Here is a 13,838-nt window from a genome sequence, read left to right as displayed (position 1 = left end):
TCAGTCCCCGTCGGGAGCCAGCCCAACGCGTACACGATGTGGCCGGGACGCGACGAAGCCACCCGCGAACGGGTGGCTCCGTGGCGAAGGTGCACGCTCGTCAGACGATGGTGGCCTTGACCTCGGCGAGCCGGGCGAGCAGCCCGTTGACGAAGGCCGGCGACTCGTCGGTGGACAGCTCGGTCGCGAGCGCCACGGCCTCGGCGATCGCCACGGCGTCGGGGATCTCGTCGTTCCACAGCACCTCCCACGCACCGAGCCGCAGGATGGCGCGGTCGACGGCGGGCATGCGGTCGAGGGTCCAGCCCTGGCTGTAGTCGGTCAGGGCGCCGTTGATGTCGTTCCAGCGGCCCACGACACCCCGCACGAGGTCGGCGGTGTAGGGGTTGTTGGCCGCCCGCGACTCACGGTCGCGCAGGCGCTCGTCGAGGAGCGCCTCGGCGTTCATCCCGCGCTGGTCCGCCTCGAAGAGGATGTCGAGTGCCCGCGTGCGGGCCTTGCTGCGTGCTGCCAAGGGAGTTCGCGTCCGCTCAGTCGTTGACGCGGCCGAGGTACGACCCGTCGCGGGTGTCGACCTTGACCTTGGTGCCGGACTCGAGGAAGAGCGGCACGTTGATCTGGGCGCCGGTCTCGAGGGTCGCCGGCTTGGTGCCGCCGGTCGAGCGGTCGCCCTGCAGGCCCGGCTCGGTGTGTGTGATCTCGAGGACGACCGACGCGGGCAGCTCGACGTAGAGCGGCAGGCCCTCGTTGGTGGCGACGATGGCGTTCTGGTTCTCGAGGAGGTAGTTCGCGGCGTCACCGACGACGGTCTCGGACACGTGCAGCTGGTCGTAGGTGTCGGTGTCCATGAAGACGAAGTCGGTGCCGTCCTTGTAGAGGTACTGCATCGTGCGCTTGTCGACGTTGCTCGTCTCGACCTTGGTGCCGGCGTTGAACGTCTTGTCGACGACCTTGCCGGAGAGAACGGCCTTGAGCTTGGTGCGCACGAAGGCCGGCCCCTTGCCGGGCTTGACGTGCTGGAACTCGACGACGGACCAGAGCTGTCCCTCGATGTTGAGCACCATGCCGTTCTTCAGGTCGTTGGTCGTTGCCATCGTTGTGTGTCCACCTTCGTATGCCGGCCGGCCCGGCGCGCGCCGACGGGCACGCCGCAGCCCCGGACGTTCTTGACTTGGGGAGTTGCCGCACGAGTCTAGCCGCGCGGCCACCGGATCGCGGAATCGCACCGACCGTCGGCCCCCGACGCCGGTGTACTCTGACCCGTTCCCCCGGCCCCGGTGCGTCGTGACCACTCGGTGTGCTTCTGCCTCAGAAAGGTCTGCCCGTGCCTGCGCTCGACACCGACCTCACCGGCGAGCTCGCCCGCGAGCAGGCCCATCTCGACGACGCGCGGGAGCAGCTGGCCAGGATGCGCAGGCTGGCCGAGTCGCTCGACGCGTCGAAGGCGAGCGACGCCGTCTCGGGCGAGGTGCTCGGCCGGGTGCTGGCACGACGCATCGCCTCGCTGCAGGACGACCCGCGCACGACGCTCTTCTTCGGCCGCATCGACGTCGAGCCGGCCGGCGGCCCCGCCGAGCAGTTCCACATCGGGCGGCGCCACGTCTCCGACGAGGCCGGCGACGCAGTCGTCGTCGACTGGCGCGCGCCGATCTCGACCGCCTTCTACCGCGCGTCGCCCATCGACCCGATGGACGTCGTGCTGCGTCGACGGTTCGGGGTCGACCGCGGGCGCCTGACCGCGTTCGAGGACGAGAACCTCCGCGCGTCTGAGCAGCCCGAGGCAGGGTCCACCGCCGGCTCGCTGCTCGCCGCCGAGATCGAGCGCCCGCGCACCGGCCCCATGCGCGACATCGTCTCGACGATCCAGCCCGAGCAGGACGAGATCGTGCGCAGCGACGTCACCGTGAGCGTCTGCGTGCAGGGCGCCCCCGGCACCGGGAAGACGGCAGTGGGCCTGCACCGCGCGGCCTGGCTGCTCTACTCGTTCCGCGAGCGCCTCGACCGGTCGGGCGTCCTGGTCGTCGGTCCGAACCGCGCCTTCCTCGACCACATCGGCGCGGTGCTCCCGTCTCTCGGCGAGGTGCGGGTCGGGCACGCCACGATCGAGACGCTCCTGGAGCACGGCCGGGTGCGCGCCGACGAGCCGGCCGACGTCGCGACCCTCAAGGGCGACGCCCGCCTCGCAGCGGTCCTGCACCGCGCCGTCTGGTCGCACGTGGTGCGCCCGTCCGAGGCGCTCGTGGTGCCGCGCGGCGTGCGCAAGTGGCGCGTGCCGGCATACGAGGTGAAGGGGATCCTCGACGAGCTGGCCGCCCGGGGCGTGCGCTACTCGGCTGCGCGCGACCTGCTCCCCCAGCGGCTCGCGCACCACGTGCTCCTCGAGATGGAGCGTTCGGGCGAGGCCCCCGACGACCGCGTGCAGGACGCCGTCGCCAGGTCGCCCGCCGTCAAGAAGTACGTCGCGAGCGTCTGGCCCGCCCTCGACCCTCACGGCGTGCTGCACCGGCTGCTCTCCGACGCGGACACGTTGGGGGAGGCCGCCGGCGACGACCTCACTGCCGACGAGCAGGCGATGCTGCTGTGGGACAAGGCCGCCCGCACGAAGGGGGCCGCGCGCTGGTCGCGTGCCGACATGGCGCTGCTCGACGAGGTCGACGACGTGCTGCGCCGCGTTCCGAGCCTCGGGCACGTCGTGCTCGACGAGGCCCAGGACCTCTCGCCGATGCAGCTGCGTGCCGTCGGGCGACGAGCCTCCACCGGCTCCGTCACGGTTCTCGGCGACATCGCCCAGGGCACGACGCCGTGGGCGACCGGCTCGTGGGACGACGCCATGCGCCACCTCGGCAAGGCGGACCACGACCTCGTCGTGCTCGACCGCGGCTTCCGCGTGCCGGCCGTCGTCATCGAGTACGCCGCTCGCCTGCTGCCGCACATGGCGCCGGGCCTCGGCGCCCCGGTGTCGGTGCGCGAGAACCCGGGCCGGCTCGAGCTGCGACCCGCCACCCGGGACGACCTGCACGCGGAGGTGGTGCGTGCCGTCGAGACGGCCGCGGCGGCACCCGGCTCCGTCGGTGTCATCGCCGCCGACGACTCCGTCGAGGCCGTGTCGGCGGCCCTGGCCGCGGCGTCGGTGCCGCACGGGCGCCTCGACGTCGACCACGGCGACGACGAGGACCGTCAGGTCGAGGTCGTGCCGGCGAGCGTGGCCAAGGGCCTGGAGTTCGACCGCACCGTGGTCGTCGAGCCCAGCGCCATCGCGGCGGCCGAGCCCGACGAGCGCACCGGTCTGCGCCGCCTCTACGTCGTGCTGACGCGAGCCGTCTCCGAGCTGACCATCGTGCACGCCGAGCCCCTCCCCGCCGAGCTGTCCTGAGTGCGGCCGGATCAGACGGCGATGGTGAGGGCGGCGACGTAGCCGGTCGAGCCGCTGCCCGACATGGTGGCGAGCTGGTGCACTCCCCCGTCGTCGCCGAAGACGTTGTCGCGCTCGAGGCTCACCTGCGACAGGTTGCCGACGCTCTGCTCGTAGCCGCCCGTCGCGTAGACCGCCTCGCAGGCCGCCTGGGGCAGCGCGATCTGCGACGTCTTCACGATGGGCCCGCTCGAGGTGGCGTCCTCGACCTTCGCGTAGACCTCGAAGTGAACGTGCGGCCAGCGACCGGCGTAGCAGCCGGGGTAGACGGAGGTGAACGTCGCGGTGCCGGAGTCGTCGGTGGCCTGCACGCCCCGCAGGTAGTTCTCGTTCTCCGCCCCCTGGCTGTACATCGAGTAGAGCCCGTCGCGGTCGCAGTGCCAGACGTAGACGGCGGCCCCGACGAGGGCCGAGCTCGTCGCGAGGTCCTTCACGGTGAGCTTGATGGTGAGGGGAACGCCCACGGCCGTCCTCGTGGACGTGCCGATGCTGCTGCGGATGTCCTGCCGCACGATCCCCGAGTCGTCGAGCACGTCCTGGCCGTTGGACCCGTCGCCCGGGAAGGGTCCTGCCGTCTCGTCCGGAGCCTCGACCAGGGCCCCGCCCCTGCTGCCGCCCGTGGCCGTCGGGGTGGAGCTGGCCGAGCCCGCTCCCGACGAGGACGGGGTCGCCGCGGTGCTGCACGCGGCGAGCGCCCCGGCCACGCCCAGGCCCCCGAAGAGGGTCAGGGCGCGCCGTCGGTCCACCAGGGTCTGCAGGTCGAAGGAGAGGCCGCGGTCGTGGTCCTCGATCTCGTCCCCGTGCTCGTCGAGCCGGTCGGGCCCGGGCGTCGTGGGCGTCATCGGCGTGCCTTCCGTCGCGGGGCCGGACGAGCCCCTCCTGGCTCCAGTGTCAGCCGGTCCGCAATGGAGCTGCCGTCGGAGGGCTGTCCGGCTGCTGTGCCCTGGTCAGACCAGGGCGCGGAGGCCGAGCAGGTAGGACTGCAGGCCGAACCCCGCGATGGTCCCGGTCGCCACGCCGGCCACGACCGAGGTGTGCCTGAACTCCTCGCGGGTGGCCGGGTTGGACAGGTGCACCTCGACGAGGCTGCGCCCGCTCGTGGTCACGATGGCGCAGGCGTCGCGGACGGCATACGAGTAGTGCGTGAACGCGCCCGGGTTGAGCACGACGTCGGCGCCGACGTCGACGGCCTCGTGCAGCCAGTCGACGAGCTCGCCCTCGTGGTTCGTCTGGCGGCAGTCGGCGACGAGGCCCAGGTCGCGGGCCTCGCGCTGGACGGCGGCGTGGACGTCGTCGAGCGTGTCGGACCCGTAGACCTGCGGCTCACGCGTGCCGAGACGGTTGAGGTTGGGGCCCGACAGGACGAAGACCGTGGGTGCCGTCATGGGCGCGAGTCTAGTGAGCGCGGCCCTGCCCGGCCCGCGACACGAGGCCGTATGCCGCCTGCAGAAGCACGTCGTCAGGGCCGACGAGCCTGGCGGGCTGGGCCAGGCCGTCGAGCACGACGAAGCGCAGCGTCGACCCCCGTGACTTCTTGTCGCGACGCATCGCCGTCAGCAGCTCGTCCCAGCGTCCCGCGGAGTACCTCGTGGGGAGCCCGAGCGACTCGAGGACCGAGCGGTGCCGTGCGACGAGCGCGTCGCCGTCGGGGCCGGTGAGGTGGCCCGCGAGACGGGCGAGCTCGGCGACGTAGACCATGCCGACGCTGATCGCCTCACCGTGGCGCCAGGTGTACCGCTCGACCTGCTCAATGGCATGGCCGAAGGTGTGGCCGTAGTTGAGGATCTCGCGCAGCGAGCTCTCCTTGAGGTCGGCGGCCACCACCTCGGCCTTGACCCGGACGGCCCGCTCGATGAGCTCCCGCAGGTGGGGGTTGGCGGCGCTGCGCGCAACGGCGGGGTCGGCCGCCACGGCCGACTCGACGAGCTCGAGGATGACGGGGTCGGCGATGAAACCGCACTTGACGACCTCGGCGAGCCCGGCGGCGAGGTCGGCCTGGGGCAGGGTCTCGAGCACGTCGACGTCGCAGAGCACGCCGGCGGGCGGGTGGAAGGCGCCCACCAGGTTCTTGCCCTCGGCGGTGTTGATGCCGGTCTTTCCCCCCACGGCGGCGTCGACCATGCCGAGCAGGGTCGTGGGCACCTGGACGACCCGCACGCCGCGCAGCCAGGAGGCCGCGACGAAGCCTGCGAGGTCGGTGACGGTGCCGCCACCGACGCCGACGACGGCATCGGTGCGGGTGAAACCGGCCCGACCCAGCTGCCCCCAGAGCTCGGCGACGACCGTCGCGGTCTTCGCCGCCTCGGCGTCGGGCACCTCGGCGAGGTGCACGACGACGCCGCGGGCCTCGAGGCCGGCGGCCACCCGCGCCGTGAGCTCGGGCAGCGTCGGCGGGTGCACGACGAGCACGCGTGCGACGTCGGGGCCGAGCAGGTCGGCCACACCGCCCAGCACACCGGAGCCGATGACGACGTCGTAGTCGCTGCCGACGGCGATGGTCGTCGGCGGCACCCGACCGGTCACGCGTGGGCCGCCTCGAGGGCGGTGACGATGGTGTCGACGACCTCGGTCGGCGTGCGGCCCGCGGTGTCGACGCGCAGGGTCGAGACCCGCTCGTAGGTGGGGCGCCTGGTGTTCATCATGGCCACCCACGACGCTCGTGGGTTGACCGAGAGCAGGGGCCGCGAGCGGTCGAACCCGATGCGCTTGCTCGCGTCGGCGATGGCCACATCGAGGAAGACGACGACGTGCCCGGCGAGCGCCTGCTCGGTGAGCGGGTCCATCACGGCTCCCCCGCCGACGGAGACGACGCCGGCCTCCTCGACGAGCGACCGCGCGACCTCGGCGCGCTCGAGGTCGCGGAAGGCGGCCTCGCCGTCGTCGACGAAGATGTCCGAGATCGAGCGGCCCTGCGCGGCCTCGATGGCCGAGTCGACGTCGTGGAACGCGACGCCCAGCCGGTGCGCGAGCTCCTGTCCGACGGTGGTCTTGCCGGCGCCGGGCGGCCCGACGACGACCGCGACCGGACGGGTGGTCCCGGGGGTGGGGTCGTTCACCACGTGCGCAGCCCCTCACGGATGCCGGCGAGGTATGCCGTGTGGTTGCGTGCGGTCTCGGTGACCGAGTCGCCGCCGAACTTCTCGAGGCAGGACTGCGCGAGCACGAGCGCGACCATGGCCTCGGCCACGACGCCCGCAGCCGGCACGGCGCACACGTCGGAGCGCTGGTGGATGGCGGTCGCGGCCTCGCCCGTGGCGACGTCGACGGTCGACAGGGAGCGCGGGACGGTGCTGATCGGCTTCATGGCGGCGCGCACGCGCAGCACCTGGCCCGTGGACATGCCGCCCTCGGTGCCACCCGCGCGGCCCGTGCGCCGGGTGATGACGCCGTCGACGATCTCCATCTCGTCGTGCGCCTCGGACCCGCGGCGGCGGGCCGTCTCGAAGCCGTCGCCGACCTCGACGCCCTTGATCGCCTGGATGCTCATGAGCGCCTGGGCGAGCTGGCCGTCGAGCTTGCGGTCCCAGTGCACGTGGGAGCCGAGGCCCGGCGGCACGCCGTACGCGAGCACCTCGACGACCCCGCCGAGGGTGTCGCCGTCCTTCTTCGCCGCATCGACCTCGGCGACCATCGCGGCGGACCCCGACGCGTCCAACGCGCGCACCGGGTCGGCGTCGAGGCGCTCGACGTCGTCGGGTGTCGGGAGCGGCGCGTCGGCGGACACGGAGGCCGTGCCGATCGAGACCGTGTGTGACACGAGACGGATGCCGTAGGCCTGCTCGAGGAACCGGGCGGCGACCTCGCCGAGCGCGACGCGCGCCGCGGTCTCGCGGGCAGACGCACGCTCGAGGACGGGTCGGGCGTCGTCGTGGCCGTACTTCTGCATGCCGACGAGGTCGGCGTGGCCCGGACGCGGCCGGGTGAGCGGCTTGTTGCGGGCGACCTCCTTCTCGGCGTTGACGTCGTCGGACGCGGCGTACGCCTCGTCGGAGACCGCTTCGGGGCTCATGACGGTGGTCCACTTCGGCCACTCGCTGTTGCCGATGCGGACCGCGACCGGGGACCCGATGGTGACGCCGTGGCGCAGGCCGCCGAGGAACTCCACCTCGTCCTGCTCGAACTTCATCCGGGCGCCGCGGCCGTAGCCGAGCCGGCGCCGGGAGAGGGCGGCCTGGAGGTCCTTCGCGCCGACCTCGACGCCCGCGGGGAGGCCCTCGATCATGGCGACGAGTGCGGGCCCGTGCGACTCACCGGCCGTCAACCAACGCAACATGGCTCGATCCTCCCACGCGGGCCCGGAGCGGATCCGACCCGCCCGCTCCGCGGGACCACCTGCTCCCCCGGACCACCCGTCCGGCGAGCGGCTCCGACGTCTCAGCCGAAGGGCCGCACCTGGACGACGAGCGCGAGGAGCAGACCGACGAGCATCCACGGCCCGAACGCGATGTCGTCCTTGCGGGTGCCGCGCCGCAGGACGAGGCGCACCAACCCGTAGACCCCGGCGAGGAGGAAGGCGGCGTACGAGGCCACGAGCGTCGTCGACACGCTGACGTAGCCCGTGGCCAGCCCCACGAGCCCGGCGAGGGTCACGTCGCCGAAGCCGAATCCGCTGCCGAGCAGCGCCGCGACGAGGGCGAGGACGAAGTAGACGGCCCACAGCACGAGACCCGAGACCACCGCCCGGCGCAGGGCGTCCCAGTCGCCCGAGGCGAGCGAGGCCAGCGCGAGCTGGCCGACGAGCATCGGGTATGCCGGACGGGTGAGTCCCCGGGGCAGTCGGTGGACGTCGGCGTCGATCCACGCGAGCGCCACGGCGACGAAGGCGAACCCGAGGTACGCGGGCGTGAGCGCCCACTCCGACAGCGGGCCGAACCGCCAGGCCACCAGCGCCCACAGGAGGGCGAGCGCGACCGGGATGGCCGCGGACGAGACCCTCGGCAGCGGACCGGACTCGTCGTCGAGGCGGTAGCCGCCGGTCGCGAGACGGCGGCGCAGCACCTCACCGACGAGGCCGCCGGCCACGGTGAGGGCGAGGACGAACCACGTCGGCGCACCCGGTGCGTCGACCCAGGTCACGGGCGGGATCACCGAGCCGGGTCCGGGGTGCCGGACGGCCGGGCCGCACCGGTCGTGGGGGCGGTCTGCGCGCGCTGGGCCAGGGCCTGCTGCAGGGCGTCCGACATGGCGGCCAGGGGGGCCGGCAGCCCCGTCATCAGACGGACCTGTTCGGTGGCCTGGTGCAGCAGCATGTCGGTGCCCGCGGCGACGGGCCAGCCACGCGCGGCCGCGGCCCGCTGCAGCGGGGTGCGGCCCGACCCGTAGACGACGTCGAGGACGACGGGCCCACGGGCGTCGCCGGCCGCGAGCGGGTGAGCGAGCTCGTCGAGCCCGGCCACGGACAGCGGCGGGACGGTGCTGACGACGGCGTCGACGTCGTCGGCGGCCTGCCACCGACCCATGGGCACCACCTCGACCGCCATCCCGGCGGCACTGGCCTGGGCGAGCGTCTCGGCACGCACGCGGTCGCGCACCATGAAGACGACCCGCCCGCCGGGCGGCTCGATGGCGGCGAGGGCGGACCGGGCGGTGGCGCCCGAGCCCACGACGAGCATGCTCGAGGGCGTTGCGCACCCCGCGAGCCCGAGTGCCATCCGGATGCCGTGCACGTCGGTGTTGTGCGCCGTCCACGCCGTGGGGTCGCCGGCGGCCCGCACGAGGGTGTTCGCGGCCCCGGTGGCCTCGGCCAGCGGCGTGACGGTGCGCGCAGCGCGAAGGCCGACCTCCTTGAGCGGCATCGTCAGCGACAGGCCGCGCCACGAGCCGTCGAGCCCGCGGAGCGCGTCGGCGAAGGTGGATTCGTCGACCTCGCGGCGCGCGTAGTCCCAGTCGGTCAGACCGAGCGCGGCGTAGGCGGCACGGTGCAGGACCGGGGAGAGCGAGTGCGCGACGGGGCTGCCCCACACCGCGCAGCGGTGGACGGCGGACCCCTCGCTCAGCACTTGCCCTTGTTGTCGCTGCACCACTTCTGGAACTCCGCGACGTAGCGCTGGTGCTCCGGGTAGGTCGCGGCGAACTTCGTCTCGCCCGTGTCGAGGTTGACCGTGACGAAGTAGAGCCAGGGCCCCGGGGCCGGGTTGGCCGCGGCCTTGAGCGCGCCCTCGCCCGGGTTGGCGATCGGGCCGGGCGGCAGCCCGGTGACCTTGCGCGTGTTGTAGGCGCTCGCGCTGTCGAGCATCTGCTGGGTGGGGACGCCACGCTTGCGGAAGATGTAGTTGACGGTCGAGTCGAAGCCGAGCGACATCTTGCCGGCGAGGCGGTTCTCGACGACGCGCGCGACCTTGGCCCGGTCGGCATCGGTCTTCGCCTCGCCCTCGACGAGGCTCGCGACGGTGACGACCCGCTCCATCTGCTCCGGCGTGATGCCGAGCGCGTCGAGCCGCTTGGTCGACTCGGCCACCATCTCCTTGAGCTGGTCGAGCGCCGACGTCGACGGCGGGAACTCGTAGCTGGCCGGGAACAGGTAGCCCTCGATGTTGCCGCGGGCCGAGGGCGGCAGCCCGAGCTCGTCGACCTTCTTGGCCGCCGCGGCGTACTCGGCGACGGGGATGCCGGACGCCTTGGACAGCCGGTCGTAGATCTCCTCCCTCCAGAGGCCCTCGGGGACCACGACGCGCGTGATCAGGCGGTTCTTCGGGTCGACGAGGACCGCGAGGGCGTCGGACGCCTTCATCTGCTTCTTCAGCTGGTAGATGCCCGGCTGGATGCCGGCGCTCTTCGGGTCGTTGTTCGCGGCCTCGATGAACGCCTTGCTCGACTTGACGACGTCCTGCTCGGCGAGGGTCTTGGCGATCGCGCTGCCCCCCGCTCCCTCGTTGACGGTCACGGTGACCTGACCCGTGCCGGGTCCGGGGTAGTCGTTGGACTCGAGGAAGCCCTCGACGACCGGCCGCAGCGCCTTGTAGGCGACGGCCACGCCGCCACCGATGACCGCCAGGGCCAGCACGATGACGACGAGTCGCCGGAGGACGGAGGGCTTACCGCGCCCGCCTCCCCCGGTCCCGCCGGCGGCTGCAGCAGGGCGGCCCCTGCGGCCACCCCTGCGAGCGGCCTCCTCGGCCTCGCGCAGCTCACGGCGGCTCAGCGGGGCGGGCGCGGTGTGCGGCTCGTCGAAGTGCTCACCGTGCTCAGGGTGCTCGAGGTGCTCCTCGTGGTCGCCGAAGATGGATGTCTCGAGATGGTCCTTCATCGACGACGTTCCTTCTTCCGTTTGCCCCCCGGCGAGACGGTCTCCCCTGCTGGTCTTCCCGATCGTGCCTCGGTGTCGAGCGCAGACTGGAGAATGAGCACTGCGGCTGCCTGGTCGACGACGGCACGCTGCCCGCGACCCGGAACACCGCTGTCGCGTAGTCTGCGGTGCGCGTCGACGGTGGTCAAGCGTTCATCGACCATACGCACCCCCACCGTACCCAGTCGAGTGGCCAGCCGGCCGGCATACGACCGGGCGACCCGGGCAGCCTCACCCTCCTCGCCCGACAGCAGGCGGGGAAGGCCCACGACCACCTCGATGGCCTCGAGCTCGTCGACGAGCGCCACCAGGGCGTCGACGTCGGTGTCGCCCTCGGCGTCACGGGGCAGGGTGCGCACGGGGTGCGCGAACATCCCGGACGGGTCGCACGCGGCCACCCCGACGCGGGCGTTGCCCACGTCGACGCCGATGCGCACCCCGCGTCGGGGATGGGCGCCGGGCGCGGTCACGCGCCCCGCTGCCGCAGCTGGTCCTCGACGGCGCCGAGGGCCGACGACACCATGGCGGGGTCGGTGCCACCGCCCTGGGCCAGGTCGTCCTTGCCGCCACCGCCGCCGCCGAGCGTCTGTGCGGCGACCTTCACGAAGGCCCCGGCCTTGAGGCCGGCCTCGCGGGCGCGCTGGTTCGTCGCCACGATGACGACGGGCCGGTCGTTGTTGACCGCGGCCATCGACACGAGCACCGGACGGTCGTTGCCCAGGCGCCCGCGGACGTCGGTGACGAGCTTGCGCAGGTCGTCGCCCGTGACGCCGTCGCCGGCGTCGTGGCTCACGAACGTCACCCCGCCGATGTCGCGCGCCGAGGACACGAGCCCGGTCGCGGCGCCGAGCACCTGGCTCTGGCGCACGGCCGCGATCTCCTTCTCGGCGTCACGCAGGCGTCCGATGATCGTGGCCACGCGGTCGGCGAGCTCGTCGCGGCGAACCCCGAGGGTGTCGGTGAGCTGGCTGACGATCGTGGCCTCGCGGGCGAGGTGGGAGTACGCGTCGGCGCCGACGAGCGCCTCGACGCGGCGCACGCCCGAGCCGATCGAGCTCTCACCGAGCAGCTTCACCACACCGATCTGACCCACGCGGGGCGTGTGCGTGCCGACGCACAGCTCGCGTGACCAGTCGCCGATGGAGACCACGCGCACGCGCTCGCCGTACTTCTCTCCGAACAGTGCCATCGCACCGAGCTTCTTCGCGGCGTCGAGGTTCATGATGTCGGCGGTCACCGGGAGGTCGTCGAGCAGCACTGCGTTGATGCGCCCCTCGATCTCGCCCATCGCGGAGGCGGGCACCGCCTGCAGCGACTTGAAGTCGAAACGGAGCCGGCCGGGCGAGTTCTCCGAACCGGCCTGGGTGGCCGTGTCGCCGAGCTCGTCGCGCAGCGCCTGGTGGACCATGTGGGTCGCCGTGTGCGCCCGCGAGATCGACCGACGACGGATGACGTCGACCTCGGCCTCGGCGTCCTCACCGACACCCACCTCACCCTCGAGCACCGTGGCCCGGTGCACGACGAGACCCGTGATCGGGCGCTGGACGTCGGTCACCTCGATGAGCGCGCCGTTCGCCAGCCGGATGCGGCCGTGGTCGGCCTGCTGACCGCCGGACTCGGCGTAGAGCGGGGTGCGGTCGAGCACGACCTCGATGTCGTCACCCTGACCCACCCGGTCGACGATCGCGCCGTCGCGGATGAGGCCACGCACGCGCGCGTCGGTGACCGTCTGGTCGTAGCCGGTGAACTCGACCTGGCGACCGAGCGCGTCGGACAGCCGGCGGTAGACGCTGGTGTCGCCGTGCGCCGACTTCTTCGCGCGCGCGTCGGCCTTGGCGCGGTCGCGCTGCTCACCCATGAGCCGACGGAAGCCGGCCTCGTCGACCTGCACGCCCTGCTCCGCCGCCATCTCCAGCGTGAGGTCGATCGGGAAGCCGTACGTGTCGTGGAGCGCGAACGCCTCGGACCCACCGAGGGTGCTCGACCCCGTCGACTTCGCCCGCTTGACCGCGGTGTCGAGGATCGTCGTGCCCGCGTTCAGCGTGCGACGGAAGGCGTCCTCCTCGGCGTACGCGACCTGGCTGATGCGCTGGAAGTCGGTCTCGAGCTCCGGGTAGGAGGCCTTCATCCGCTCCATGCTGACCGGGAGCAGCTGCTCCAGGGTCGGTGCGTCGACGCCGAGCAGGCGCATCGAGCGCACGGCACGGCGCAGCAGGCGGCGCAGCACGTAGCCGCGTCCCTCGTTGCCCGGGGTCACGCCGTCACCGATGAGCATGAGGGAGCTGCGCACGTGGTCGGCCACGACCCTGAACCGCACGTCGTCGTCGTGGTCGGCGCCGTAGCGTCGACCACTGAGGTCCTCGGCCGCCGCGATCACCGGGAAGACCTCGTCGGTCTCGTAGATGTTGTCGACGCCCTGCAGCAGGAAGGCGACGCGTTCGAGGCCCATGCCGGTGTCGATGTTGCGCTTGGGCAGGTCGCCCGCAATGTCGAAGTCCTCCTTGGACCTGACGTTCTCGAGCTCGTACTGCATGAACACGAGGTTCCAGAACTCGAGGTAGCGGTCGCCCGCCTCCCAGTCGCCGTCGGCGCCGAACTCGCGGCCGCGGTCGAGCAGGATCTCGGAGCAGGGGCCGCCCGGGCCGGCGACGCCCATGTTCCAGTAGTTGTCCTTGCGCCCGAGGCGCACGATGCGGTCGTCGGACAGCCCCGCGACCTTCTTCCAGAGCGCGATGGCCTCGTCGTCCTCGTGGTAGACGGACGCGTAGAGGTCCTTCTCGTCGAACCCGAGGCCGCCCTCGGCCTGGCTGCGCGTGATGAGCTCCCAGGCGAGCCCGATCGCGCCTTCCTTGAAGTAGTCGCCGAAGCTGAAGTTGCCGTTCATCTGGAAGAACGTGCCGTGCCGGGTCGTCTTGCCGACCTCCTCGATGTCGAGGGTGCGCACGCACTTCTGAACGCTCGTGGCGCGGTCGAACGGCGGCGTCTCCTGGCCGAGGAAGTACGGCTTGAACGGGACCATGCCGGCGTTGACGAACAGCAGGTTGGGGTCCTCGTGCACGAGGGGGGCGCTCGGGACGACGGTGTGGCCGTTGCTCTCGAAGTAGGAGAGCCAGCGACGGCGGATCTCAGCGGTTTCCATGT

General features: G+C 72.5%; 13 protein-coding genes. 1 reads left to right on the top strand and 12 read right to left on the bottom strand.

What is annotated here, in order from left to right; translation table 11 throughout:
• Window positions 1-100: 100 nt before the first annotated feature.
• Window positions 101-514 carry a transcription antitermination factor NusB gene (nusB, locus tag ACFQ2V_RS10735; RefSeq protein WP_386052686.1) on the bottom strand — a complete coding sequence of 138 codons (414 nt, stop codon included), beginning with the start codon at window positions 512-514 and terminating at the stop codon, window positions 101-103.
• A gap of 16 nt (window positions 515-530) precedes the next feature.
• Entirely contained in the window at window positions 531-1,094 is a 564-nt protein-coding gene (gene efp, locus ACFQ2V_RS10730; protein ID WP_045192257.1) for an elongation factor P, read from the bottom strand.
• 230 nt (window positions 1,095-1,324) lie between these two features.
• On the opposite strand from efp, the gene ACFQ2V_RS10725 reads away from it, so the two are divergent.
• The gene (locus ACFQ2V_RS10725) at window positions 1,325-3,373 is read left to right on the top strand and encodes a HelD family protein (protein WP_386052685.1); all 2,049 of its coding nucleotides are present in this window, start codon (window positions 1,325-1,327) and stop codon (window positions 3,371-3,373) included.
• Window positions 3,374-3,384: 11 nt separating this feature from the next.
• On the opposite strand, the gene ACFQ2V_RS10720 is transcribed toward ACFQ2V_RS10725, so the two are convergent.
• The 10 genes from ACFQ2V_RS10720 to alaS form a co-directional block, all read right to left on the bottom strand.
• Window positions 3,385-4,254: an intradiol ring-cleavage dioxygenase gene (locus ACFQ2V_RS10720; protein ID WP_386052684.1), complete on the bottom strand. Its 870-nt coding sequence runs from the start codon at window positions 4,252-4,254 to the stop codon at window positions 3,385-3,387.
• Between the two features lie 105 nt (window positions 4,255-4,359).
• Window positions 4,360-4,797, bottom strand: a complete 438-nt coding sequence (gene aroQ, locus ACFQ2V_RS10715; RefSeq protein ID WP_386052683.1) for a type II 3-dehydroquinate dehydratase — start codon at window positions 4,795-4,797, stop codon at window positions 4,360-4,362.
• Window positions 4,798-4,807: 10 nt separating this feature from the next.
• Window positions 4,808-5,935: a 3-dehydroquinate synthase gene (gene aroB, locus ACFQ2V_RS10710; protein ID WP_386052682.1), complete on the bottom strand. Its 1,128-nt coding sequence runs from the start codon at window positions 5,933-5,935 to the stop codon at window positions 4,808-4,810.
• Entirely contained in the window at window positions 5,932-6,471 is a 540-nt protein-coding gene (locus tag ACFQ2V_RS10705; RefSeq protein ID WP_386052681.1) for a shikimate kinase, read from the bottom strand. Before ACFQ2V_RS10705 ends, aroB begins: the two co-directional genes overlap by 4 nt.
• On the bottom strand, window positions 6,465-7,685 hold the full coding sequence (gene aroC, locus ACFQ2V_RS10700) for a chorismate synthase (protein WP_386052680.1): 1,221 nt from the start codon (window positions 7,683-7,685) through the stop codon (window positions 6,465-6,467). The genes ACFQ2V_RS10705 and aroC overlap by 7 nt, the downstream gene beginning before the upstream one ends.
• 101 nt (window positions 7,686-7,786) lie before the next feature.
• Complete coding sequence (locus ACFQ2V_RS10695) at window positions 7,787-8,488, bottom strand: prepilin peptidase (protein ID WP_386052679.1); 702 nt, start codon at window positions 8,486-8,488, stop codon at window positions 7,787-7,789.
• Window positions 8,489-8,496: 8 nt separating this feature from the next.
• Entirely contained in the window at window positions 8,497-9,411 is a 915-nt protein-coding gene (locus ACFQ2V_RS10690) for a shikimate dehydrogenase (RefSeq protein ID WP_386052678.1), read from the bottom strand.
• Window positions 9,405-10,658, bottom strand: a complete 1,254-nt coding sequence (gene mltG / locus ACFQ2V_RS10685) for an endolytic transglycosylase MltG (protein ID WP_386052677.1) — start codon at window positions 10,656-10,658, stop codon at window positions 9,405-9,407. The genes ACFQ2V_RS10690 and mltG overlap by 7 nt, the downstream gene beginning before the upstream one ends.
• Window positions 10,655-11,167 carry a Holliday junction resolvase RuvX gene (ruvX, locus tag ACFQ2V_RS10680; protein WP_386052676.1) on the bottom strand — a complete coding sequence of 171 codons (513 nt, stop codon included), beginning with the start codon at window positions 11,165-11,167 and terminating at the stop codon, window positions 10,655-10,657. Before ruvX ends, mltG begins: the two co-directional genes overlap by 4 nt.
• Window positions 11,164-13,836 carry an alanine--tRNA ligase gene (gene alaS / locus ACFQ2V_RS10675; protein WP_386052675.1) on the bottom strand — a complete coding sequence of 891 codons (2,673 nt, stop codon included), beginning with the start codon at window positions 13,834-13,836 and terminating at the stop codon, window positions 11,164-11,166. Before alaS ends, ruvX begins: the two co-directional genes overlap by 4 nt.
• Window positions 13,837-13,838 lie beyond the last annotated feature (2 nt).

Source organism: Terrabacter terrigena (assembly GCF_042676085.1).
In the GTDB taxonomy this organism is placed as follows: domain Bacteria; phylum Actinomycetota; class Actinomycetes; order Actinomycetales; family Dermatophilaceae; genus Terrabacter; species Terrabacter terrigena.
The sequence above is the reverse complement of the archived record's forward strand: the minus strand, read 5'-3'. Positions and strand labels throughout refer to the sequence as shown.